This window comes from Streptomyces sp. WAC05374, from assembly GCF_004353505.1.
In the GTDB taxonomy this organism is placed as follows: domain Bacteria; phylum Actinomycetota; class Actinomycetes; order Streptomycetales; family Streptomycetaceae; genus Streptomyces.
The window spans coordinates 40,070-63,700 of sequence record NZ_SMNQ01000014.1 but is presented as its reverse complement, the minus strand read 5'-3'; the positions used below and the strand labels follow the sequence as shown (position 1 = coordinate 63,700).

Sequence of the window (23,631 nt, the reverse complement as noted above, 5' to 3'; positions counted from 1 at the left end):
CGTGTCCAACTCGCGCTGAAATCAGTTGTATTCGGAGGGTAGTCGTCAACCCTCGTACATGTGTGGTGAATCCCGCCACCGGGATACACGCGTGTGATGCGGGGAGGATAGGGTTAATCTGCAGCGGCCGGGTGCCCTCGTACGGGTGGGGAGTGACATGGAACAGATAACGGTGCGCAGCAGGCCACGGGTGCCTGCGATCACGTGCGGGAGCAGCGCGACCAGCACGCGCCTCGACCGCCATCTCTCGGTGCTGGGCGGTCCGGCCGTCCCGCGTCGTGAGTCGGCCGAAGCGACGCTGCTCATGCGGGAGTTGACGACGCGTGATGTCGCCCACACCCGCACCAGCAAGAGCGCGCGCGTCAGGCTCTTCGCGCCGCTGCGCCGCCTGCGCCGCTCGCTCTTCGGCAACCACGCCTGACGACGGGGCCCGCACGCCCGGCCCGCCCCGTCCCACGCGTCCGGACGCCCCGCCGTCCCGGCCGTCCCCGCGATGTCCGGGGGCGGCGAGGGTGGGGCAGCCCGTCAGGCCACCACACCCTCCCGTCGCAGCGCCACCCGCTCGTCGTCCGTCAGGCCCAGCTCGCGCAGTACCTCGTCCGTGTGCCGGCCCAGTGCCGGCACCGCGCCCATCCGCGCCTCGGCGCCATCGGGGAAGGTGATCGGCGGGAGCAACGCCCGCAGCGGGCCGACCGCGGTGTCCACCTCCCGCCACCGGTCCCGTGCCGCGAGCTGGGGATGGGCCGCCACGTCGGCGACCGTGTTCAGGCGGGCGCACGCGATGCCCGCCCCCTCCAGACGGGCCACCGCCTCCGCCGTGGTCAGCAGGGCCAGTGACCCCGCCACCACCGCGTCCGTCTTCTCGCGGTGCGCCACCCGGGCCGTGTTGGTGGCGAACGCCGGGTCGTCGCCCAGCTCCGGCCGGCCCAGCACCTGTGCGGCCAGTCGGCTCCACTCGCGGTCGTTCTGCACCGACAGCAGCACCTGGCCGCCGTCGGCCGTCGCGTAGGCGTCGTACGGCGCGATGACGGCGTGGGCGACTCCCGTGCGCGCCGGGGCCGTGCCCCCGTGCATCCCGTGGTGCAGCGGATGCCCCATCCACTCGGCCAGCGACTCCAGCATGGAGATCTCCACCGGCCCGCCCCGCCCCGTGGTCGCCCGCCGCAGCAGCGCCGCCAGCACGCCCGAGAAGGCGTACATGGCCGCCGCGATGTCGGCCGCCGGGATACCCGCCTTGACCGGCTGGTCCGGCGTCCCGGTCACCGACACGAGCCCCGCCTCGCACTGCACGAGCATGTCGTAGGCCCGCTTGTGCGCGTACGGGCCGCCGGCCCCGTACCCGGAGATGTCCACCGCGATCAGCCGGGGGTGCGCCGCGCACAGGGTGGCGGCGTCCAGTCCCAGCCGGGCCGCCGCCCCCTGCGCCAGGTTCTGGACGAACACGTCGGCGCCCGCCACCAGCCGGCGGACCACCGCGATGCCCCGCGGGTCCTTCAGGTCCACGGCGACCGACTCCTTGCCCCGGTTGCACCAGACGAAGTGCGAGGCCAGCCCGGCCGCCGCGGTGTCGTAGCCGCGGGCGAAGTCGCCGCCGTCCGGGCGCTCGATCTTGATGACCCGGGCGCCCAGGTCGGCGAGCTGGCGGGTGGCGAACGGGGCGGAGACGGCCTGCTCGACGGCGACGACGGTGACACCCGCGAGGGGCGGCGGCTGAGTGCTCATGACGCCGTACCTATCGTGTACGTACCACCTTTGTCACCCCCCGCGACTCACTCCCCGCGACTCACCCCCGCCTCCCCCCGCGACTCACCTCCCGCGCCTCACCCGCGCCCGGCCCTCCGGTGCCGCGTACCTCCGCACGGCCGGCGGCACGCACACGACCAGCAGCGCCAGCGACCAGCCCACCGCCCCCGCCACCGGGTGGGCGACCGGCCAGGCGGCGCCGTCCGGTACGGGCGCGTTGCCGAACAGGTCCCGTACCGCCGTCGTCACGGCCGAGATCGGGTTCCACTCGGCCACCGTCCGCAGCCAGTCGGGCATGCCGTCGGTCGGGAGGTACGCGTTCGACAGCAGCGGCAGCATGAAGGTGGCGCTGCCGAGCTGGCCCGCCGCCTCCTCGCTGCGCGAGGCGAGCCCCAGCAGGATGCCGACCCAGGTGGTCGCGAACCGGAACAGCACCAGCAGGGCGAAGGCGCCCAGCGCCCCGAGCGCGCTCCCTTCGATCCGCCACCCCATCGCCAGCCCCACCAGTATCAGGGGCACCAGCCCGACGGCCGTGGTGACCAGATCGGCCGCGGCCTGGCCCAGCGGTACGGCCGCCCGGCTCATCGGCAGCGTGCGGAAGCGGTCCATCACGCCCCGGTGGGAGTCCTGGGCGGCGGTGAACATCCCGGTCATGATGCCGTTCGCGGCCGTGGCGACCAGCATGCCCGGCACCAGGTAGGCGCGGTACTCGGTGCCCGGCATGGCGAGCGCGCCGCCGAAGACGTACCCGAAGAAGAGCAGGAAGACGATCGGCATCGTCTGCGTCATCACGAGCAGCGCCGGTGCGTGCCGGACGCGCTGGAGGTGCCGGCCGAGGACGGCGGTCCCGTCGTGGACGAGGGCGTTCACGCCACGGCCTCCGTCCGGGCGGTGAGGCGGAGGAACACCTCGTCCAGGGTGGGCGGGCGCAGGGAGGCGTCGACGACGAGCACGCCCGCCGCGTCCAGCGCGCGCACGACGCGGGGCAGGGTGAGCGTGGGGTCGGTGGTGACGGCCCCGACGGTGCGCGCGTCCGCGTCCAGGACCGGCAGGGAGCCGGTGAGCCGGTCCAGGACGGCCGCGGCGGCGGGCAGCCCGGCCGGGTCGGCGACCACGACCTCGGCGTAACTGCCGACGAGCGCCTTGAGCTGGGCGGGCGTGCCGGTGTGGGCGGCGCGCCCCTCGTCGACGAGGACGATGTCGTCGGCGAGCTGGTCCGCCTCCTCCAGGTACTGGGTGGTGAGCAGCACGGTCGTGCCCTGGGACGCCAACCCCCGTACGGCGTCCCAGATGGCGTTCCGGCTGTGCGGGTCCAGGCCGGTCGTCGGCTCGTCCAGGAAGAGCACCCGGGGCCGCACCAGCAGGCTGGCGGCCAGGTCCAGGCGCCGCCGCATGCCGCCGGAGTACGTCCGGGCCGGGCGCCCCGCCGCCTCGTCGAGCCCGAAGCGTTCCAGCAGCTCGTCGGCCCGGGCGCGCGGGGCCCGCAGCAGCCGGGCGAACAGCCGGAGGTTCTCGGCGCCCGTCAAGTCGCCGTCCACGGAGGCGTACTGGCCGGTGACGCCGATGTGGCGGCGGACGGCGGCCGGGTCGCGCACCACGTCGTGGCCGGCGACCCGGGCGCTGCCCGAGTCGGGTGCGGTGAGCGTGGTCAGGACCCGGACGGCCGTGGTCTTCCCGGCGCCGTTCGGCCCGAGCACCCCGCACACCCTGCCCTCCGGGACGGCCAGTTCGAGCCCGCGCAGGGCGCGCACGTCCCCGTAGCGCTTCTCCAGACCTTCACTAAGTACAGCGTACGTAGTCGTCATGGGAGGACCGTACCTCACTACGTACGGTGTACGTAACTAGGATGGTGCGAGAGGTGGTGATCCATGGCGGGCCGAGCGTCCGAACCGGAAGTGATCTGGGCGCGCCCCGAGCGCACGGGCCGCGGCCCGAGACCGGCGTACAGCCGCGCGGACATCGCGGCGGCGGCGGTCCGCATCGCGGACGCCGACGGCATCGACGGGGTGTCCATGCGGCGCGTGGCGGCCGAGCTGGGCTGCGGCACGATGTCGCTCTACAACTACGTGCCGCGCAAGGAGGACCTGTACGAGCTGATGATCGACGCGGTCAGCGGCGAGTACGAACTGCCCGGGACTCCGAGCGGGGACTGGCGGGCCGACATGCTGGAGCTGGGGCACCAGACCCGGGCGCTGATGTACCGGCACCCGTGGCTGACGCGGGTGATGTCGACCGCGTACGCCTTCGGCCCCAACGCGCTGCGTTACCTGGAGCACTGCCTGGGCGTCCTCGCCCCGCTCGACGCGCCGCCCGGCACCAAGATGGAACTGATCGCGATGGTCAACGGCACCGTCATGGCCACCGTCGCCAACGAGCTCGCCATGGCGGAACGCAGCCGCGGGCTGCCCTGGTCGGAGGAGCGCGAGAAGGCCGTGCGCACGGCGTACCTGATGCGCCAGGTGTCGAGCGGCGCGTACCCGAGGCTCGCGGCGCTGCTGTCCCGGGCGCCCGAACCGGGCGACGCGGACGAGGTCTTCGAGCGCACGCTGCGCCGGGTGCTGGACTCCTTCGCCGGCCCGGGCGGGTCCTCCGGTTCCGCAGGGCGCGGTCCGGAAGGCGCGTCCTAGAGCAGCGCGAGCTGGCCCTCGGGGCCCTCTTCCTCGCTGTCCAGCACGGAGGCGGGGCGGCGGGCCGCCTCCGGCGCGGGCAGGACCCCGGCCGCGCGGAGGCAGGCACGGGTGAGGGTGTCCGTGCCGGACAGGTCCGGGGCCCGTTCCTCGAGCTGTGCCTGGAGGGTCAGCACCGTGATCAGCTCCAGCAGCTCGGACGTCCACTCCTGGGGCCAGGCGGCCGGGCGGACGGCGTCCAGGGTGCCCGGCCCGGCGGGGGCGGTGCGGTGCGCGAACCACAGCTCCAGCACCCGCACCCCGCCCACCCGGTAGTCCCACGCCTCGGCCGGTACGGGCGCGATCCGGCCGCCGTCGCCGACCAGCAGGGTCTCCTCCCCGGCCTCGTACGCCAGTGCCGCCGGACGCGCCGGGAGCGCGGCGCGGACGTAGGGGCGCCGACCACCGGGCAGCCGGGGCCGCTCACCGCCCCGCGCGCCACGGAGCTGGACGTCCGTCATCCGGCGCCCCACCGCCACGCCGGCCGCCCAGACGGCGGGGTCGGCGGGCAGCGGGACGGCGCACCCGGCGGGGGAGGGGCGGGCGGCGGCCACCGCCCAGGCCAGCACCTCCTCGGGCGCGACCGCGCGGCCGTACCGCGCGCCCAGCAGCTCCACCAGCCCCGGCGCGAGGTTCGGCTCCCGGCCGCCCGGGCGCCGGTACAGCGGCCGGATGCGGCCCGGGCGCCCGGCCGGGGAGCGGCCGTCCGGCAGCGCGCCCGTCACCAGCAGCGCGGGCCCCGGCGCCTGCGGCACGTACCCCTGCTCGACGGCGAACAACTGCCGCTCGTCCGCCACCCGCCACAGCTCGGGGCGGGCCACGTCCAGCAGCCGGTGGTCCGGCAGCAGCCACTGCTCGTCGAACGGTCCGTGCGCGAGGCGCACCGGCTGGGGACAGGGCCCCGCCTCCCGTGCGAACCGGGCCGTCCCGGTCCGCTGCCCGGGGAGCGCGGCGACCGAACTCGTGAGCGTACGCGCCCGGGTGGGCCCGAACAGCGCCTCCCGCTCGTCCCCCTCGGCCCGCACCAGCGCGTCCCAGCGGGACTTGAGGGTGCGCACGTCCGGGGCGACGACCCAGGACCGCCCCAGCCGCAGCGGCGCCACGGACCAGGGCATGAGGTCGTCCAGCAGCGGCACGTCTTCCATCACCCGCCGCATGCTAGTGACCGCCCTCAGTCCGCCTCCACCGTGACCGTGAAGGAGAACCGGTCGCCCCGGTAGCGGATGCGGGCCACGTCCACGACCCGCCCGTCCTCGTCGTAGGTCACGCCCGTGTAGTGCAGGATCGGCGACAGCAGCGGGACCTGGAGCAGGTCGGCCGTCTCCGGGTCGGCCAGGCGCGCCTCCACGGTGTCGGTGATCCGGCTGATGCGCACCCCGACGGCGTCCCGCAGCACCTTCGTCATCGGCCAGCGCTCCAGGTCGGCCAGGTCGATCCGGGCCGCGACCTCGGGACGCACCGCGTTCTCCGCCCAGTTCGTCGGCTCGCCGCTGTCGCCGTCGCAGCGCAGCCGCCGGTAGGTGACCACGTCGGTCAGACCGGGGAAGTGCTCGGCGAGGTCGCCGGGCACCTTGTCCTCCCCGTGGCCGAGAATCGTCGTCCGCTCACCCGACTGCTGCGCCACGATCGCGTCGATCGAGCCGAGCAGCCGGCGCGGGGCGCTGCGCCGGGCGCCCGGCTCGATGAAGGTGCCGCGCCGCCGGTGCCGGCTGATCAGCCCCTCGGCCTCCAGTTCCTTCAGCGCCTGCCGCATGGTCAGCACGCTGACCCCGTAGTGCGCGGCCAGTTGCTCCTCGGTGGGCAGGCGCAGGGACGCGTCCGGCGCGCGGCCGAGTATGGAGGCACGCAGGGACTGCGAGACCTGGTACCACAGCGGGAGCTTGCGGTTCAGGACCAGCGAGTCGGGGGCGAAGGCGGTCACGGCAACTCCGTACGACGATGGCCTGACGAGCTTATGGCCGGAAGTGGCGCTCCAGACCCTGCCATACGTCGTCGTAGCCCCGCTGAAGGTGGTCGGCGTTCGCCGCCTGGGCGGTGGCCGTGACCGGCCAGCGGGTCTCGAACATGAAGGCCAGGCCGTCGTCGATCTTCTGCGGCTTCAGCTCGGCGGCGCTCGCCCGGTCGAAGGTCTCGCGGTCCGGGCCGTGCGCCGACATCATGTTGTGCAGCGAGCCGCCGCCGGGCACGAACCCCTCGGCCTTGGCGTCGTACGCGCCCTCGATCAGGCCCATGTACTCGCTCATCACGTTGCGGTGGAAGTACGGCGGGCGGAAGGTGTCCTCGCCGACCAGCCAGCGCGGCGCGAAGACGACGAAGTCGACGCCCGCGAGCCCCGGGGTGTCGGACGGCGAGGTGAGCACCGTGAAGATCGACGGGTCGGGGTGGTCGTACGAGATCGTCCCGATGACGTTGAAGGTGCGCAGGTCGTAGACGTACGGGACGTGGTTGCCGTGCCAGGCGACGACGTCGAGCGGGGAGTGGCCGTAGGTCGCGGTCCACAGGTTGCCGCAGAACTTGTTCACCACCTCCACCTCGCCCTCCACGTCCTCGTAGGCGGCGACGGGCGCCCGGAAGTCGCGCGGGTTGGCCAGGCCGTTGGCGCCGATCGGGCCCAGGTCGGGGAGCTGGAAGGGCTGCCCGTAGTTCTCGCAGACGTAGCCGCGGGCGGTCTCGTCGAGCAGTTCGACGCGGAAGCGGATCCCGCGCGGGATCAGTGCGACCTCGCCGGGGCGGGCGGCCAGCAGGCCCAGCTCGGTGCGGAGCAGCAGGCCACCGCGCTCCGGGACGATCAGCAGTTCCCCGTCGGCGTCGCTGAACACCCGGTCCATGGACGCGTTGGCGTGGTAGAGGTGCACGGCCATGCCGGTGCGCTGGGTGGCGTCGCCGTTGCCGCCGAGCGTCCACAGGCCGGCCAGCCAGTCCGTGCCGGGCGCCGGGTCCGGGAGCGGGTTCCACCGCAGCCGGTTGGGGTCGGGGACGCTCTCGGTGAAGGGCGCGGTGCGCAGGGCGCCGTTGCCGGTGCGCGTGAAGCCCGGGTGCGCGGCCGAGGGGCGGACGCGGTAGAGCCACGAGCGGCGGTTGTGGGCGCGTGGCTCGGTGAACGCGGAGCCGCTGAGCTGCTCGGCGTACAGCCCCAGCGGGGCGCGCTGGGGCGAGTTCCGGCCGAGCGGCAGGGCGCCCGGCACGGCCTCGGAGCTGTGCTCGTTGCCGAAGCCGGAGGAGTACTCCAGCGCCTCGGCGATCTTCCTCGCGTCCTCACGCGCCTGCCCGGTGCCGTCCGTCGTCATCGTCGCCCGCTCCTCGCTCGGCCTGCCCCAATGGAATCCTATGGAAGACCGTAGGATTCCGCGACGCCCACGTCAACGGGGGGTGGGCCTTGGACGATTCCGGAGGGGCGCCGGTTCCGGCGGCGCGGCGCGGCATCATGGACCCCGTGCCCGAGCCACCTCCGCTCCGCCGGACGCCCGTGCAGCGGCGCAGCGCCGAGCGTCTGACCCGCATCCTCGACGCCTGCGCACAACTCCTCGAAGAGGCCGGTTACGAGGAGCTGAGCACCCGCGACGTCGCCGTGCGCGCGGGCGTGCCGATCGGATCGGTCTACCGCTTCTTCTCCAACAAGCGCGCCATGGCCGCGGCCCTCGCCCACCGCAACCTCGACCGTTACGCCGAGCGCGTGGCGGCCCGCCTCGCCGGCCCGCCGCGTGGCCCCGTGGTCGACGTCGTCCTCGACGAGTACCTGGCCATGAAGCGCACCGTCCCCGGCTTCGGGCTCGTCGACTTCGGCGTACCCGTGTCGGCCGCGGACCCGGGGGAGGGCTCCGCCGGCGGCCCGGACGGCGCGGCCGACCACCTCGTCAACCACCTCGTCGCCGACCGGATCTGCGGACTGCTCGCCGCCCACCTCGGTCGCACCGCCGACGCCACCCTGCGCCGCAAGGTGCTCGTGGCCGTCGAGGCCACCGACGCGCTGCTCCAGCTCGCCTTCCGGGCCGGACCACCCGGGGACCAGGAGCTCATCGACGAGACCCGCGCCCTGCTGCGGGCCTATCTGGCACCGGTCCTCCCGGACTGAACCCCCCGCGCCGGTCCTCGGGGCGGACCGGATCCGACCCGGCGCCCGTCCTCTTGTAAGCGCGCCCCGCGCCGGTCCTCGGGGCGGACCCGACCGGCGCCCGTCCGCCCGCCCCACCCCTCCCCTCCGGGCCGAGCCGGCCGGCCGGTCAGCCCCGCCGCATGCGTCCGCTCCGGACCATCGCCAGCATGCCTACCGGTCGGTATGCTCGGCGGGGTCCGCGCGTCCCCGTCAACGCCGCCGCCCCGGGAGGCCCCATGCCCACCGCCCTCCGCATCTGCCCGCTCTGCGAAGCCACCTGCGGACTCACCCTCACCCTCGACGGCACCCGCGTCACCGGTGCGCGCGGCGACCGGGACGACGTCTTCAGCCAGGGGTTCATCTGCCCCAAGGGCGCGTCGTTCGGCGCACTCGACGCCGACCCGGACCGGCTCCGCACGCCCCTGATACGGGAGGGCGGCGCGTTCCGGGAGGCGACCTGGGACGAGGCGTTCGACCTGATCGCGCGCCGGGTGCCGCCCCTCGTCGAGCAGTACGGCGCCGACGCCGTCGGGGTCGTCCTCGGCAACCCCAACGTCCACACCATGGCCGGCGCGCTGTACCCGCCCGTCCTGCTGGGCGCCCTGCGCACCCGCAACCTGTTCACCGCCTCCACGCTCGACCAGATGCCCAAGCACGTCTCCTGCGGGCTGATGTTCGGCGACCCCTTCGCCGTCCCCGTCCCGGACCTGGACACCACCGCCCACCTGCTGGTGATCGGCGCCAACCCGGTGGAGTCCAACGGCAGCCTGTGCACCGCCCCCGACTTCCCCGGCAGGCTCAAGGCGCTGCGCCGGCGCGGCGGCACCCTCACCGTCGTCGACCCGCGCCGCACCCGCACCGCCCGCCTGGCCGACCGGCACGTCGCCATCCGCCCCGGCACGGACGCCCTGCTCCTCGCCGCCCTCGTCCACGTGCTGTACGCCGAGGACCTCACCGGCCCGGGGGTGCTCGCCGAGCACGTCGAGGGGTTCGAGGAAGTGGAGGCCGCCGTACGGGAGTTCACTCCCGAGGCGGTCGCCGCCGCGTGCGACGTGGACGCCGCGACCGTCCGGGAGCTCGCCCGCGAGCTGGCCGCCGCACCCTCGGCCGCCGTCTACGGGCGGATCGGTGGCAGCACCGTCGCGTACGGCACCCTCACCAACTGGCTCGTCGACGTCCTCAACATCCTCACCGGCAACCTCGACCGGCCGGGCGGCGCCCTGTTCCCGCTCTCCGCCACCGTGCCCGCGCCCCGGCCGACGGGCCCCGGCAAGGGCTTCACGCTGGGGCGCTGGTCGAGCCGCGTGTCGGGCCACCCGGAGACGAAGGGCGAACTGCCCATGGCCGCCCTGGCCGAGGAGATCGAGACTCCCGGGGAGGGCCGCGTCCGCGCGCTCATCACCGTCGCCGCCAACCCCGTGCTCTCCGCACCCGACGGCGACCGCCTCGACCGGGCCCTGGGGCAACTGGACTTCATGGTGAGCGTCGACCCGTACCTGGGCGAGACCTCCCGCCACGCCGACGTGGTCCTGCCCCCGCCGCCGCCCTCGCAGAGCGCCCACTTCGACTTCGCGTTCAACGGCTTCGCCGTCCGCAACCAGGCCCGCTACACCCCCGCGCCCGTCCCCCTGGAGCCGGGCCGCATGGACGAGTGCGAGATCCACGCCCGGCTGATCCTGGCCGTCACCGGCATGTACGGGGCCGACCCGGGCGCCGTCGACGACATGGTCATCGAACGCACCCTCGCCAAGGCCGTCACCGAACCGCACTCACCCGCTCACGGCGAGGACCCCCGCGCGTACGCGGCCCGCCTCACCGGCCGTACGGGAGCCGAGCGGCGCCTGGACCTGATGCTGCGCCTGGGCCCGTACGGCCTGACCCTGGACCGGCTCCGGGAGGCGCCGCACGGCATCGACCTCGGCCCGCTGGGGTCCCGCGTCCCGCAAGTCCTCAAGACCCGAAGCGGCCGGATCGAGCTGCTGCCGGGCCCCATCGCCGCCGACCTGCCCCGGCTGCGCGCCGCCCTGGGCGCCCCCGGCGACCCCCTCGTCCTCGTCGGCCGCCGCCACCTGCGCTCCAACAACTCCTGGATGCACAACGTCCCCGGCCTCACCGGCGGCACCAACACCTGCACCCTCCAGGTCCACCCCGACGACGCGGCCCGCCTCGGCCTCACCGACGGCGCGCCCGCCCGGGTCAAGGCCGAGGGCGGGGAGCTGACGGTCCCGGTGGAGGTCACCGACACCGTGCGGAGGGGCGTGGTGAGCCTCCCGCACGGCTGGGGACACGACCGGCCAGGGACGCGGATGACGGTCGCCGCCGCCCGCCCCGGCGTCAACGTCAACCAGCTCCTGGACGGGACCCGGCTCGACCCGCTGTCCGGCACCGCCGTGCTCAACGGCTGCCCGGTCCACGTATCACCAGCGCTATGACCTGGGCTTTTGCTCGTATTGCTCACGCGTCAACATCTTGTTAAGCGCCAAATGAGGCACCTAACGTCATCCGGGCCGCCGCCCCGGTGGAGTTCAAGGGTGAACGTTAGGTGTCCTCCATGCTGACAGTCCTCGGCTTCGCCATGATCGCGACCTTCCTGGTCCTGATCATGATGAAGAAGATGTCGCCGATCGCGGCGCTCGTCCTCATCCCCGCCCTCTTCTGCGTCCTCGTCGGACAGGGCGCACAGCTCGGCGACTACGTGATCGAGGGCGTGGGCAACCTCGCGCCCACCGCCGCGATGCTGATGTTCGCCATCGTCTACTTCGGCGTGATGATCGACGTCGGCCTCTTCGACCCGATCGTCCGGGGCATCCTGCGCTTCTGCAAGGCCGACCCGATGCGGGTCGTGGTCGGTACGGCGGTGCTCGCCGCGATCGTCTCCCTGGACGGGGACGGCTCGACCACCTTCATGATCACCGTGTCGGCGATGTACCCGCTCTACAAGCGTCTGAAGATGAGCCTGGTCGTGATGACGGGCGTGGCCGCCACCGCCAACGGCGTGATGAACACCCTGCCCTGGGGCGGTCCCACCGCCCGCGCGGCCACGGCGCTGAAGCTGGACGCCGGCGACATCTTCGTCCCGATGATCCCGGCACTCGGCGTCGGCCTCCTCTTCGTCTTCGCCCTGGCGTACGTGCTGGGGCGGCGTGAGCGCAAGCGTCTCGGGTACCTGGCGCTGGACGAGGCCCTGGAGCCCCGGACCGAGACCGTGCTGGTCGCCACCGGCGGGGGAGAGGAGCGTCCCCGGACCACCACCACCGGCGGCGCCGCGGACGGGCCGGAGGCCGTGGAGGGCTTCCAGGGACTCGACCCGGACCGCCCCACCCTCCGCCCCAGGCTGTACTGGTTCAACGCGGCCCTCACCGTGGGCCTGCTCACCGCCATGATCATGGAGCTGCTGCCCATCCCGGTGCTCTTCCTCCTGGGCGCGGCCCTCGCCCTCACGGTCAACTTCCCCCACATGCCCGACCAGAAGGCCCGCATCGCCGCCCACGCCGACAACGTCCTCAACGTCGCCGGCATGGTCTTCGCCGCCGCCGTCTTCACCGGCGTCCTCACCGGCACCGGCATGGTCAAGCACATGGCCGACTGGCTCGTCGGCGCCATCCCCGACGCCATGGGCCCGCACATGGCGCTCGTCACCGGCCTGCTGAGCCTGCCGCTGACGTACTTCATGTCCAACGACGGCTTCTACTTCGGTGTCCTGCCCGTCCTCGCCGAGGCCGGAGCCGCGCACGGCGTCGCACCGCTGGAGATCGCCCGCGCCTCCCTGGTGGGCCAGGCCCTGCACATGTCCAGCCCGCTGGTGCCCGCCGTGTACGTCCTGGTCGGCATGGCCAAGGTGGAGTTCGGCGACCACACCCGGTTCACCGTGAAGTGGGCCGCGCTCACCTCGCTGGTGGTGCTCGGCGCCGGAATACTCTTCGGCATCGTCTGACATGGGCAGGGGCTGGCTGCTGCGCCTCGTCGTCGCCTTCGGCTTCGCGCAGGGGGCGGTGTCGATGGCGCGGCCCGCCGTCTCGTACCGCGCCCTCGCGCTGGGCGCGGACGAGCGCGCGGTCGGGGTGATCGCCGGCGCGTACGCGCTGCTGCCGCTGTTCGCCGCCGTACCGCTCGGGCGCCTCACCGACCGGGGGCGGTGCGCACCGCTGCTGCCCGTCGGCGTGGCGCTGATCGCGGGCGGGTGCGCGCTGAGCGGGGCGGCGGGCTCACTGGCGGGGATGGCGGCGTGGAGCGGGGTCATGGGCCTCGGCCACCTGTGCTTCGTGATCGGTGCCCAGTCGCTGGTCGCCCGCCAGTCCGCGCCGGCCGAACAGGACCGGAACTTCGGTCACTTCACCATCGGCGCCTCGCTGGGGCAGCTCGTCGGGCCGGTCGCGGCGGGGCTCCTCATCGGCGGCGACATGGGCCGCAGCAGCGCCCTCGCCCTGCTGGTCGCGGCCGCCGTGGCCGCCGTGTCCCTCACGTCCCTGTGGCGCGTGGAGCACCGCACCGCGAAGGCGTCCCACGCGCGCGGGGAGCCGGGCACGGTGCCCGTCCACCGGATCCTCCGTACGCGCGGAGTGCCCGCCGGGATCCTCATCAGCCTGGCCGTGCTCTCGGCGACCGACATCCTGACCGCCTACCTGCCGGTGATCGGTGAGCACCGCTCGATCGCCCCCGCCACGGTCGGCCTGCTGCTCAGCCTGCGCGCCGCCGCCACCATCGCCTGCCGGCTGGTGATGACACCGATGATCCGGCTGCTCGGCCGCACGGCGCTGCTGACCGTGACCTGCTTGCTCGCCGGACTGCTGTGCGCGGGCATCGCGCTGCCCGTCCCGGTGTGGGCCCTCGCCGTGATGCTGGCCGTGCTGGGCTTCTGCCTCGGGGCCGGCCAGCCGCTGTCGATGACGACCGTGGTCCGGGCCGCCCCGGACGGTGCCCGCTCCACGGCTCTCGCCCTGCGTCTGACGGGCAACCGGCTCGGCCAGGTCGCGGCGCCCGCGTCCGCCGGGCTGATCGCCGGCCTGGCCGGCACGGGCGCCCCGTTCGTCATGCTGGGCGCCCTGCTGCTCGCGGCCGCGGGTCTGGGCGTGCGGGTGGGGCGGGCGCCCGGGGCCGACCCGGCGGGCGCGGTACGCCGACGGGCACGCCAGCGGGCGTGACGGGGCGCCCACCGCCCGTTTCCGGCCGAATCCGGTGGGTCGGCCGGGCAGGGCGGCGGCGGACCGCCAGAGTGGTCGGCGCTCAGCAACCCGCCGCACGGAAGGGCCCGCCATGCCGCTCCTCACCGCCACCCGCACCCGCCTCGCCGTCACCTCGGCCGCCCTCGTGCTCGCCGCCGGCGCCCCCGCCGCGTACGCCACGCTCGGCGGCGGCCGGGAGACCGGCGGCACGGTCACCGCCCGTGGCGCGGCCTACCTGGAGACCCGCCTGCTCTTCGGCACCGACCGGCCCGACGGCGGCCCGGACGTCACCGACGCGCAGTTCATGGCGTTCGTCGACCGCGAGGTCACACCCGCCTTCCCGGAGGGGCTGACGGTGCAGGAGGGGCGCGGGCAGTGGCGCGAGTCGAGCGGGCGGATCGCGCGGGAGCGGTCGTACGAGCTGATCCTGCTGTACCCGGCGGCGGAGGCGAAGGCCCGTGATCCGAGGATCGAGCGGATTCGCGGCGCCTACGAGCGTGCCTTCGGCCAGGAGTCGGTGGCCCGCCTCGACGAACGGACCTCGGTGGACTTCTGATGTGATGTGGTCGGCCCCGCACCCCCTGGCGCCAGAAAACTACCACCGCTAGTTTGGTGCCGGACGACCATGCGGCACAGCTCCGAAGGCCCACGAAGGAGAAGCGGATGAAGGCGCACGACGGCATGTACATAGGCGGGGCGTGGCGGCCCGCCGCCGGCACCGACACCATCGCCGTGGTGAACCCGGCGGACGAGCAGGTCATCGCCCACGTCCCGGCCGGCACGGCCGAGGACGTGGACGCCGCGGTACGGGCCGCCCGGGCGGCCTTCCCCGCGTGGGCCGCCACCACGCCCGCCGAGCGGGCCGCCCGGCTCACCGCCCTGCGCGACGCGCTCGCCGCGCGCCAGGACGAGATCGCCCGGACGGTGACGGCGGAGCTGGGCGCACCCGCGCAGCTCGCCGAACAGGTGCACGCCGGGCTGCCGGTCCTCATCACCGGGACGTACGCCGAGATGGTGGCCACGTACCCGTTCGAGGAGAAGGTGGGCAACTCCACCGTCCTGCTCGAACCGGTCGGCGTGGTGGGCGCGATCACGCCCTGGAACTACCCGCTCCACCAGGTCGTCGCCAAGGTGGCGCCCGCCCTGGCCGCGGGCTGCACCGTGGTCCTCAAGCCCGCCGAGGACACGCCCCTGACCGCCCGGCTCTTCGCCGAGGCCGTGCACGAGGCGGGGCTGCCCGCCGGGGTGTTCAACCTGGTGACCGGACTCGGGCCGGTCGCGGGCCAGGCGCTGGCCGAGCACGACGGCGTGGACCTGGTCTCCTTCACCGGCTCCACCGCGGTCGGCAGGCGGATCGGCGCGCTCGCGGGCGGCGCCGTCAAGAGGGTCGCCCTGGAGCTCGGCGGCAAGTCCGCCAACGTCATCCTGCCCTCCGCCGACCTGCCCAAGGCGGTCCGGACCGGCATCGCCAACGCCCTGTCCAACGCGGGCCAGCGGTGCAGCGCCCTGACCCGGGTCCTGGTCCACAAGGACCAGTACGACGAGGCCGTGGCCATCGCCGCCGAGGCCGTCGCCGCGTACACCCCCGGCGACCGGCTCGGGCCCATGGTCAACGCCAAGCAGCTCCAGCGCGTGCGCGGTTACATCGACCAGGGCGTCCGGGAGGGCGCGCGGCTCGTCGTGGGCGGCACCGAAGCACCCCTGGACCGGGGCTACTACGTGAGCCCCACGATCTTCGCGGACGTCACTCCCGAGATGACCATCGCCCAGGAGGAGATCTTCGGCCCGGTGATCTCGTTCCTGCGGTACGAGGACGAGGAGGACGCCCTGCGCATCGCCAACGGCACCGTGTACGGCCTGGCCGGCGCGGTGTGGGCCGGCGACGAGACGGAGGCCGTCGCGTTCGCCCGCCGCATGGAGGCGGGCCAGGTCGACATCAACGGCGGCCGGTTCAACCCGCTCGCCCCCTTCGGCGGCTACAAGCAGTCCGGCGTCGGACGCGAACTCGGCGCGCACGGCCTCGCCGAGTACCTGCACACCAAGTCCCTGCAGTTCTGACCGACACCGGGAGCCAACGATCGTGGTCCGCGCCGCCGTCCTGCCCGCCATAGGTGCCCCGCTCGAGATCACCGGCATCGAGCTGCCGGAACCCGGCCCCGGCCGCGTGAGGGTCCGCCTCGCCGCCGCCGGTGTCTGCCACTCCGACCTGTCCCTGTCCAACGGCACCATGCGGGTGCCCGTGCCCGCCGTCCTGGGCCACGAGGGCGCCGGCACCGTCGTCGCGGTCGGCGAGGGCGTCACCCATGTCGCCCCCGGTGACGGCGTCGTCCTCAACTGGGCGCCGTCCTGCGGCTCCTGCCACCCCTGCCGGCTCGGCGAGGTGTGGCTGTGCGCCGACGCCCTCACCGGAGCGGGTGCCGTCCACGCCGTCACCGCGGACGGCACCGCGCTCCACCCGGGCCTGAACGTCGCCGCGTTCGCCGAGGAGACCGTCGTCGCCGCCAACTGCGTGCTGCCCGTCCCCGACGGCGTGCCGCTCACCGACGCGGCCCTGCTCGGCTGTGCCGTGCTCACCGGGTACGGGGCGGTGCACCACTCCGCACGGGTCCGCGAGGGCGAGTCGGTCGTCGTGTTCGGTGTCGGCGGGGTCGGTCTCGCCACCCTCCAGGCGGCCCGGATCGCCGGCGCGGGCACCGTCATCGCCGTCGACGTGTCGCCCGAGAAGGAGGCGCTCGCCCGGCAGGCGGGCGCCACCGAGTACGTCGTCGCCTCCGACACCACCGCCCGGGAGGTGCGCGGGCTCACCGGCGGCCAGGGCGCCGACGTGGCGGTCGAGTGCGTGGGCCGCGCGGCCACCATCCGTACCGCCTGGGACTCCACCCGGCGCGGCGGCCGCACCACGGTGGTCGGCATCGGCGGCAAGGACCAGCAGGTGACGTTCAACGCCCTGGAGATCTTCCACTGGGGCCGCACGCTCTCCGGCTGCGTCTACGGCAACTCCAACCCCGCCGAGGACCTCCCCGTCCTCGCCGGGCACATCCGCGCCGGGCGCCTGGACCTGGGCGCGCTCGTCACCGACCGGATCGCGCTGGAGGACATCCCGGCGGCGTTCGACAACATGATCGCGGGCAAGGGCGGGCGCGCGCTGGTCGTCTTCTAGGCCGCCCGGCCCGCCCTGCCGAACACCCCGGTCGCCCCGCGCGACCGGGGTGTTCGTGCTGCCCGGAAGCGTGCGCGGACCACGGAAAGCGGGCGCGAAAACTGTGACCGTACGGGCCGTTGACCGACGTACCAGCCGGTCGGTACGGTCCCCGTCAACTTCACGGCGCCGCCCCCCTTTCGTCCCCCGCACCCAACCGGAGTGTGCACCCATGGACACGGCACCCCCTCCCGCCTCACCCACCTCCGCCCCCGCCGACCGGCACCGCCGCAAGGTGGCCACCGCGGCCGCCCTCGCCTCCGCCGTCGAGTGGTACGACTACTTCGTCTTCGGCATCGCCGCCGCCCTCGTCCTCGGCGACCTGTACTTCCCCTCCGGCAGCGCCTCCGCCGGGGTCCTCGCCGCCTTCGCCACCTTCGCCGTCGGCTTCCTCGCCCGCCCCATCGGCGGCATCGTCGCCGGGCAGCTCGGCGACAAGCGCGGCCGCAAGCCCATGCTCGTCCTGGCGCTGACCCTGATGGGCCTCGCCACCGCCGGAATCGGCCTCCTGCCCACGTACGAGACGATCGGCGTCGCCGCCCCGCTGCTGCTGGTCCTCTTCCGCGTCCTCCAGGGCATCGCCGTCGGCGCCCAGTGGGGCGGCGCGATGCTCATGGCCACCGAGTACGCCCCCGAGGGCAAGCGGGGCCTGTACGGCAGCCTGGTGCAGCTCGGCGTCCCGATCGGTGTGGTGACCGCCAACACCGTGTTCCTCGTCGCCGGGGCGTTCACCAGCGACAAGGAGTTCGCCGCCTGGGGCTGGCGGGTGCCGTTCTTCGTCGGGTTCCTGGTCCTCGTCCTCGCCTGGTACATCCACACCCGGGTCGAGGAGACGCCCGAGTTCAAGGCGGCCGAACAGGCGCTGGCGGAGCGGGAGAAGAGCGAGGTGCGCTCGCCGCTGGGCACCATCCTGCGCCGGCACCTCGGCACGGTCTTCCTCGCCGGCGGCTCGTTCGCCGTCAACACGGCGACCTTCTACATCATCATCACCGGCGTGCTGGACTACGCGACCCGCGAGCTCCACATGGAGCGCAGCGCCGTCCTGATGGTGTCGCTCGGTGTCAGCCTCACCCAACTGGTGCTGATCCCCGCGGCGGCGGCCCTGTCGGACCGCATCGGACGGCTGCGGATCTACGCGCTCGGCGCGGTCGGCCTGCTGGTGTGGGCGGTCCCGATGTTCCTGCTCATCGACACCGCCTCGCTGCTCTGGCTGGCCGTGGGCACCTTCGTCACGAGCTGCTTCCTGAGCATCATGTACGGGCCGCAGGCGGCGCTGTTCGCCGAGCTGTTCACGGCGGAGATGCGCTACACCGGGGCATCGCTCGGCTACCAGATCGCCGCGGTGTTCGGCGGGGGACTGGCGCCGTTCGTGATGGTCCTGCTGCTGGAGGCGACCGGTACGTCGATGGCCGTCTCCGCCTACATCATGGGCCTGGCCGTGATCGCCCTCGTGTCCATCAAGATCCTGGCGTCCCGGGCCGGTGCCGCCGGCGGCGAGAGGCCGTAGGGATCACCGCGCTCCCGGCCGCCCGCCTTCCTCCCGCGGCCGGGAGCGTGCCGCGCCTGCGGCCTCGTACTGGACCGCCAGTCCGTCGAGCAGCGCCCGCAGGCCCGTCTCGAAGGCCCCCTCGTCGACCTTCTCGCGCCGTTCGGCGAGCAGGTGCGCCTGTCCCAGGTGGGGATAGTCGGCCGGATCGTACGCCGTCGCGTCGTCGACGAAGCCGCGGGCGAACGAGCCGAGGGCCGAGCCGGTGATGAAGTACCGCATCAGCGCACCGATGTGGGTGGCCTGGGCCGGGGGCCAGCCCGCGCGGACCATCGCGCCGAAGACGGCGTCGGCCACCCGCAGGCCGGCCGGCCGGCGGCCCGGACCGCGGGCCAGGACCGGGACGATGTTCGGGTGGTCGGTGAGCGCCGCCCGGTAGGAGACGGCCCAGTCGTGCAGCGCGGTGCGCCAGTCGCGGCCGTCGCCCTCGGCGAACATCGACAGGTCGACCTGGGCGCTGACCGCGTCCGCGACCGCCTCCAGGATCTCGTCCTTGGTGCGGAAGTGGTTGTAGAGCGAGGGCCCGCTGACGCCCAGCTCGGCGGCGAGGCGCCGGGTCGAGACGGCCTCCAGTCCCTCCGCGTCCACGAGCGCACCGGCGGTGGCGACGATGCGGTCTCGGCTGAGGAGGGGCTTGCGCGGTCGGGCCATGCGGCACATAGTAGGCGTGGCACAAGAAACTAGCAGTGATAGTTAAAGTGGGGGTGTCCGCGGGTGAACCTGGAACCGAGCGAGGAGCAGGTGGCGGTCCGGCGGCTCGCCGAGGACTTCGTCACGCGCGAGATCGCCCCGCACGTCGTGGCGTGGGACCGGGCCGAGAGCGTCGACCGGTCGATCGTGAAGAAGCTCGGCGCACTCGGCTTCCTCGGCCTGACCATTCCCGAGGAGTACGGCGGCTCCGGCGGCGACCACCTCACGTACTGCCTGGTCACCGAGGAACTCGGCCGCGGCGACTCGTCCGTGCGCGGCATCGTCTCCGTCTCGCTCGGCCTGGTCGCCAAGACCGTCGCCGCCTGGGGCGACGAGGACCAGAAGCGCCACTGGCTGCCCCGGCTCACCTCCGGCGACGCGATCGGCTGCTTCGGCCTCACCGAGCCCGGCACCGGCTCCGACGCCGGCAGCCTCACCACCCGGGCCAGGCGCGAGGGCGGCGACTACGTCATCAACGGCACCAAGATGTTCATCACCAACGGCACCTGGGCCGACGTGGTGCTCCTGTTCGCCCGCACCGGCGACGAACCCGGCCACCGGGGCGTGTCCGCCTTCCTCGTGCCCACCGACACCCCCGGCCTGACCCGCCGCACCATCCACGGCAAGCTCGGACTGCGCGGCCAGGCCACCGCCGAGCTGGTGCTGGAGGACGTCCGGGTGCCCGCCTCCGCGCTCATGGGGCCGGAGGGCAAGGGATTCTCCATCGCCATGTCCGCGCTCGCCAAGGGCCGCATGTCCGTCGCCGCCGGGTGCGTCGGGATCGCCCGGGCCGCGCTGGACGCCGCCGTGGGGTACGCGGGGGAGCGCGAGCAGTTCGGCAAGCCGATCGCCTCGTACCAGCTCGTCCAGGAGCTGATCAGCGACATCTCCGTCGACGTGGACGCGGCGCGGCTGCTGACCTGGCGGGTCGCCGACCTCGTCGACCGGGGCCAGGAGTTCGCCACCGCCGCCTCCAAGGCCAAGCTCTTCGCCTCCGAAGCCGCCGTACGCTGCGCCAGCAACGCCCTCCAGGTCTTCGGCGGTTACGGCTACATCGACGAGTACCCCGTCGGCAAGCTGCTGCGGGACGCCCGCGTGATGACGCTGTACGAGGGCACCAGCCAGATCCAGAAGCTCATCATCGGCCGCGCCCTGACCGGCGTCTCGGCGTTCTGAGTAGCCCCTGAGTACGGGAGCGGATGCGGGCCGGGGCCGGGCCGCGCATTCTTGCGCCCATGAGTGACACACCGGTCAAGCAGCAGAACACGGCCGCCTACTACGGCCAGGCCGTGGCCTCCTTCGCGATCGCCCTGGGGGCGGTGGCCATCGGCATCGTCAACCTGGAGGCCGATGCCTGGGTGCGCGCCTTCCTGGGCATCGCGGTCCTCTACCTCACGACCTCCGCCTTCACGCTCGCCAAGGTCGTCCGCGACCGGCAGGAGGCCGGGCAGATCGTCAGCCGGGTCGACCAGGCGCGGCTGGAGAAGCTGCTCGCCGAGCACGACCCGTTCCAGAAGCTCTAAGCGCTTGCTCACTGTCGGGGTATGGTGTTCGTCCCCGGGACAGCGGATGGTCCCGGACACGGGAAGGGGCGAACGATGAGCACGGCGGAGGAAACGGCCGGCGGCGAGGACACGCCGTGGGACGAGGTGACCCCCGACGCGGCCAGGCGGCTGCTGGTCGCCGCCGTGGACGCCTTCGCCGAGCGCGGCTACCACGCCACGACCACCCGTGACATCGCGGGCCGGGCCGGGATGAGTCCGGCCGCGCTCTACATCCACTACAAGACCAAGGAAGAGCTCCTCCACCGGATCAGCCGCATCGGCCATGTGAAGGCCCTGGAGATCCTGGAGGCGGCCGCCGGTGGCCCGGGAACCGCCGCCGAGCGGCTCGCCGACGCCGTACGCTCCTTCGTCCGGTGGCACGCCGGGCGCCGCACCACCGCGCGCGTGGTCCAGTACGAGCTGGACTCCCTCAGCGACGAGCACCGCGACGAGATCTTCGAGCTGCGCCGCAGGAGCGACGCCGCCGTGCGCCGCATCATCAACGAGGGCGTGGCGGGGGGCGAGTTCGACGTCCCGGACGTCTCCGGCACCACGCTCGCCGTGCTCTCGCTCTGCATCGACGTGGCCCGCTGGTTCAACACCGAGGGGCGCCGCACGCCCGACGAGGTCGGCGCGCTCTATGCCGACCTCGTCCTGCGCATGGTGGCCGCGAGCCCCGGAAGCCCTCAGAAGTAGTAGCGGGAGACCGACTCGGCGACGCACACCGGCTTGTCGCCGCCCTCGCGCTCCACCGTCACCACGGCCGTGACCTGCACGCCGCCGCCCGCGTCCGTGACGTCCTCGAGGCGCGCCGTCGCGCGCAGCCGTGACCCGACGGGCACGGGGGCGGGGAAGCGGACCTTGTTCGTGCCGTAGTTGACGCCCATCCGCATGCCCTCGACGCGCATGATCTGCGGGACGAACAGGGGGAGCAGCGACAGCGTCAGGTAGCCGTGCGCGATGGTCGTCCCGAACGGCCCGGCCGCGGCCCGCTCCGGGTCCACGTGGATCCACTGGTGGTCGCCCGTGGCCTCGGCGAACAGGTCGATCCGCTTCTGCTCGATCTCCAGCCAGTCGCTGTGCCCGAGCTGCTCGCCGACCGCGCCGCGCAGCTCGTCGGCGGACGTGAAGATCCTCGGCTCTGCCATGTCCCGCTCCCTGACTCTCGATGTCTAAGCGCTTGCTCAGCATGCTGGCGCGGGGCGCTCCTGTCAACGGACCGCCGGGGGCGCCCAGTAGGCTCCGAGGGGTGCCGCAGATTCCAGAGAAGATCCACGAGCTCACCGTCGGCCAGCTCTCCGCCCGCAGCGGAGCGGCCGTCTCGGCCCTGCACTTCTACGAGTCCAAGGGCCTCATCAGCAGTCGCCGCACCAGCGGCAACCAGCGCCGCTACAGCAGGGACGCGCTGCGCCGCGTCGCCTTCGTGCGCGCCGCCCAGCGCGTGGGCATCCCGCTCGCGACGATCAGGGCCGCGCTCGCCGAGCTCCCGGAGGAGCGCACGCCCACCAGGGAGGACTGGGCGCGCCTGTCCGAGGCGTGGCGCTCGGAACTCGACGAACGGATAAAGCAGCTCGGCCGGTTGCGCGACCACCTCACCGACTGCATCGGGTGCGGCTGCCTCTCCCTGGAGACGTGCGTGCTGTCCAATCCGGACGACGTCTTCGGTGAGCGCCTGACCGGCTCGCGCCTCCTGCCCGAGGGGCGCCGGCCGGCGCCGGGGGAGGCGGCGCGGTGACCCCGGCCGCCCGGGCCTCCGGGGGCGGGCGGCGCGTGGGTGTGGCCGCCCGGGCCTCCGGGGGCGGGCGGCGCGCGCCTCCGGGGGCGGGCGGCGCGTGGGTGTGGCCGCCCGGGCCTCCGGGGGCGGGCGGCGCGTGGGTGTGGCTGCTCAGGGCTCCGGGGGCGGGCGGCGCGTGGGTGTGGCCGCTCAGGCCTCCGGGGGCAGCCCGGGCTCGCTCATGCCGGCCGGGCCGGGCTCGCTCATGCCGGCCGGGCCGGGCTCGCTCATGCCGGGGCGGCCGAACAACAGGTCGTAGCCGGGCGGCAGTTGGAGCAGGATGCGGCGCATCAGCTCCTCGTCCGCCGTGTCGGCCACCACGCTCAGGACGGCGCCGATGTCCCACTTGGCCGTCTCCTCGGTGGCGCCCTCGATCCACGCGGCCGTGGCCCGCACGAACCGTTCGGGCCCCAGCGGTTCGGCCGCGGGCAGCGGATTGAGCAGCACCAGCGCGCAGGTCTCCGGCAGGCCGGCGGCCAGCTCGGCCCGCTCGTTGCCGACGAGGTGCGCGCCGAGCAGGGCCAGGACGACGCGGGCGGCCCGGTCGGCCTCCCGCCGGGAGGGGTATTCGCCGCGCTCCTGCACCGCGGCGAGGAACGCGTCCCACTGCATGCGCATCTTTCTCCCTCGGCCTCGATCGATGGGCATGGGCGGGGCCGGGCCGGGAAAGCCCGTCCCCGCCCATCATGCGGCGCGGTGGGCCGGATCAGCCACTGATCTGCCTGCGGTCGCTGCCGCCGCTGATCTCGATCTTCCGCGGCTTGGCCTGCTCGGCGACCGGGATGCGCAGGGTCAGGACGCCCATGTCGTAGGACGCCTCGATGCGCTCGGTGTCCAGCGTCTCGCCGAGGAAGAGCTGGCGGCTGAACGTGCCGGCCGGCCGCTCGGCGATCACCATCTCGGCGTCGCTCTGGGGCGCCGTGCGGCGCTCGGCCCTGACGGTGAGCACATTGCGCTCGACGTCCAGGTCGATGCTCTCGGGGGTGACGCCCGGAAGGTCGAGCAGGACGACGAAGGTGTCCCCGTCGCGGTAGGCGTCCATCGGCATGGCCGCCGGATGCGCGCTGGTGCCCAGCAGGCGTTCGGTGAGCCGGTCGAGCTCACGGAAGGGGTCGGTCCTCATCAGCATCATCGGTTCCTCCTTCGCGCTCACGGATGGTGCTGACCGTCTGCGTTATTTCTTATAGCTCGCTCCGCGAAAGTTGACAAGGGGG

General features: G+C 73.8%; 24 protein-coding genes. 14 read left to right on the top strand and 10 right to left on the bottom strand.

Annotation, left to right across the window (positions count from 1 at the left end):
• The first annotated feature begins 157 nt into the window (after positions 1-157).
• Complete coding sequence (locus tag E2B92_RS23860; RefSeq protein WP_126888821.1) at positions 158-421, top strand: hypothetical protein; 264 nt, start codon at positions 158-160, stop codon at positions 419-421.
• Positions 422-525: 104 nt separating this feature from the next.
• On the opposite strand, the gene E2B92_RS23855 is transcribed toward E2B92_RS23860, so the two are convergent.
• The 3 genes from E2B92_RS23855 to E2B92_RS23845 all read right to left on the bottom strand — a co-directional run bounded on the left by E2B92_RS23855 (position 526) and on the right by E2B92_RS23845 (position 3,548).
• Positions 526-1,722 (bottom strand): CaiB/BaiF CoA transferase family protein, encoded by a 1,197-nt coding sequence (locus E2B92_RS23855; RefSeq protein WP_126888822.1) that lies wholly within the window; start codon positions 1,720-1,722, stop codon positions 526-528.
• A gap of 84 nt (positions 1,723-1,806) precedes the next feature.
• Complete coding sequence (locus E2B92_RS23850) at positions 1,807-2,613, bottom strand: ABC transporter permease (RefSeq protein ID WP_133087681.1); 807 nt, start codon at positions 2,611-2,613, stop codon at positions 1,807-1,809.
• A complete protein-coding gene (locus E2B92_RS23845; RefSeq protein WP_126889124.1) occupies positions 2,610-3,548 on the bottom strand; it encodes an ATP-binding cassette domain-containing protein in 939 nt (312 codons plus the stop codon). The genes E2B92_RS23850 and E2B92_RS23845 overlap by 4 nt, the downstream gene beginning before the upstream one ends.
• A 63-nt stretch (positions 3,549-3,611) precedes the next feature.
• On the opposite strand from E2B92_RS23845, the gene E2B92_RS23840 reads away from it, so the two are divergent.
• Positions 3,612-4,370, top strand: a complete 759-nt coding sequence (locus E2B92_RS23840) for a TetR/AcrR family transcriptional regulator (protein WP_126889125.1) — start codon at positions 3,612-3,614, stop codon at positions 4,368-4,370.
• On the opposite strand, the gene E2B92_RS23835 is transcribed toward E2B92_RS23840, so the two are convergent.
• From E2B92_RS23835 to hmgA, 3 genes are read right to left on the bottom strand one after another with little or no spacing between them, the layout of a single operon-like run.
• Positions 4,367-5,566, bottom strand: coding sequence for a type ISP restriction/modification enzyme (locus E2B92_RS23835; protein ID WP_126889126.1), 1,200 nt, complete (start codon positions 5,564-5,566; stop codon positions 4,367-4,369). The genes E2B92_RS23840 and E2B92_RS23835 overlap by 4 nt on opposite strands.
• A gap of 14 nt (positions 5,567-5,580) precedes the next feature.
• Positions 5,581-6,330, bottom strand: coding sequence for a GntR family transcriptional regulator (locus E2B92_RS23830; RefSeq protein WP_126889127.1), 750 nt, complete (start codon positions 6,328-6,330; stop codon positions 5,581-5,583).
• Between the two features lie 31 nt (positions 6,331-6,361).
• Positions 6,362-7,696: a homogentisate 1,2-dioxygenase gene (gene hmgA, locus E2B92_RS23825; protein WP_126889128.1), complete on the bottom strand. Its 1,335-nt coding sequence runs from the start codon at positions 7,694-7,696 to the stop codon at positions 6,362-6,364.
• Positions 7,697-7,833: 137 nt separating this feature from the next.
• On the opposite strand from hmgA, the gene E2B92_RS23820 reads away from it, so the two are divergent.
• The 8 genes from E2B92_RS23820 (at position 7,834) to E2B92_RS23785 (ending at position 18,370) form a co-directional block, all read left to right on the top strand.
• Positions 7,834-8,481: a TetR/AcrR family transcriptional regulator gene (locus E2B92_RS23820; protein WP_126889129.1), complete on the top strand. Its 648-nt coding sequence runs from the start codon at positions 7,834-7,836 to the stop codon at positions 8,479-8,481.
• A 257-nt stretch (positions 8,482-8,738) separates the two neighbouring features.
• Positions 8,739-10,934, top strand: a complete 2,196-nt coding sequence (locus E2B92_RS23815) for a molybdopterin oxidoreductase family protein (RefSeq protein WP_126888911.1) — start codon at positions 8,739-8,741, stop codon at positions 10,932-10,934.
• 119 nt (positions 10,935-11,053) lie between these two features.
• Positions 11,054-12,436, top strand: coding sequence for a CitMHS family transporter (locus tag E2B92_RS23810; RefSeq protein WP_126888912.1), 1,383 nt, complete (start codon positions 11,054-11,056; stop codon positions 12,434-12,436).
• Position 12,437: 1 nt separating this feature from the next.
• A complete protein-coding gene (locus tag E2B92_RS23805) occupies positions 12,438-13,643 on the top strand; it encodes an MFS transporter (RefSeq protein WP_126888913.1) in 1,206 nt (401 codons plus the stop codon).
• 112 nt (positions 13,644-13,755) lie between these two features.
• Complete coding sequence (locus E2B92_RS23800; protein ID WP_126888914.1) at positions 13,756-14,220, top strand: DUF3574 domain-containing protein; 465 nt, start codon at positions 13,756-13,758, stop codon at positions 14,218-14,220.
• Positions 14,221-14,327: 107 nt separating this feature from the next.
• Positions 14,328-15,722, top strand: a complete 1,395-nt coding sequence (locus E2B92_RS23795) for an aldehyde dehydrogenase family protein (RefSeq protein ID WP_126888915.1) — start codon at positions 14,328-14,330, stop codon at positions 15,720-15,722.
• Between the two features lie 22 nt (positions 15,723-15,744).
• Positions 15,745-16,824, top strand: a complete 1,080-nt coding sequence (locus E2B92_RS23790) for a zinc-binding dehydrogenase (RefSeq protein WP_126888916.1) — start codon at positions 15,745-15,747, stop codon at positions 16,822-16,824.
• Positions 16,825-17,035: 211 nt separating this feature from the next.
• The gene (locus E2B92_RS23785; protein WP_133087680.1) at positions 17,036-18,370 is read left to right on the top strand and encodes an MFS transporter; all 1,335 of its coding nucleotides are present in this window, start codon (positions 17,036-17,038) and stop codon (positions 18,368-18,370) included.
• A 3-nt stretch (positions 18,371-18,373) separates the two neighbouring features.
• Here E2B92_RS23785 and E2B92_RS23780 read toward each other — a convergent pair whose 3' ends face one another.
• On the bottom strand, positions 18,374-19,060 hold the full coding sequence (locus E2B92_RS23780; protein ID WP_126889328.1) for a TetR/AcrR family transcriptional regulator: 687 nt from the start codon (positions 19,058-19,060) through the stop codon (positions 18,374-18,376).
• Between the two features lie 63 nt (positions 19,061-19,123).
• Between E2B92_RS23780 and E2B92_RS23775 the strand changes: the two genes are divergently transcribed.
• The 3 genes from E2B92_RS23775 (at position 19,124) to E2B92_RS23765 (ending at position 21,339) form a co-directional block, all read left to right on the top strand.
• On the top strand, positions 19,124-20,275 hold the full coding sequence (locus E2B92_RS23775; RefSeq protein WP_126889329.1) for an acyl-CoA dehydrogenase family protein: 1,152 nt from the start codon (positions 19,124-19,126) through the stop codon (positions 20,273-20,275).
• A 59-nt stretch (positions 20,276-20,334) separates the two neighbouring features.
• Positions 20,335-20,622 (top strand): YiaA/YiaB family inner membrane protein, encoded by a 288-nt coding sequence (locus tag E2B92_RS23770; RefSeq protein WP_126889330.1) that lies wholly within the window; start codon positions 20,335-20,337, stop codon positions 20,620-20,622.
• Positions 20,623-20,697: 75 nt separating this feature from the next.
• Positions 20,698-21,339 carry a TetR/AcrR family transcriptional regulator gene (locus E2B92_RS23765; protein ID WP_126889331.1) on the top strand — a complete coding sequence of 214 codons (642 nt, stop codon included), beginning with the start codon at positions 20,698-20,700 and terminating at the stop codon, positions 21,337-21,339.
• Here E2B92_RS23765 and E2B92_RS23760 read toward each other — a convergent pair.
• Positions 21,330-21,791 (bottom strand): MaoC family dehydratase, encoded by a 462-nt coding sequence (locus E2B92_RS23760; protein WP_126889332.1) that lies wholly within the window; start codon positions 21,789-21,791, stop codon positions 21,330-21,332. The two genes, E2B92_RS23765 and E2B92_RS23760, sit on opposite strands and share 10 nt — an antisense overlap.
• Before the next feature lie 101 nt (positions 21,792-21,892).
• Here E2B92_RS23760 and soxR point away from each other — a divergent pair, with 101 nt between their 5' ends.
• Complete coding sequence (soxR, locus tag E2B92_RS23755) at positions 21,893-22,378, top strand: redox-sensitive transcriptional activator SoxR (RefSeq protein ID WP_126889333.1); 486 nt, start codon at positions 21,893-21,895, stop codon at positions 22,376-22,378.
• Positions 22,379-22,567: 189 nt separating this feature from the next.
• On the opposite strand, the gene E2B92_RS23750 is transcribed toward soxR, so the two are convergent.
• The gene (locus E2B92_RS23750) at positions 22,568-23,035 is read right to left on the bottom strand and encodes a DUF2267 domain-containing protein (protein ID WP_126885572.1); all 468 of its coding nucleotides are present in this window, start codon (positions 23,033-23,035) and stop codon (positions 22,568-22,570) included.
• A gap of 88 nt (positions 23,036-23,123) precedes the next feature.
• Entirely contained in the window at positions 23,124-23,546 is a 423-nt protein-coding gene (locus E2B92_RS23745; RefSeq protein ID WP_185923601.1) for an Hsp20/alpha crystallin family protein, read from the bottom strand.
• Positions 23,547-23,631: the final 85 nt, after the last annotated feature.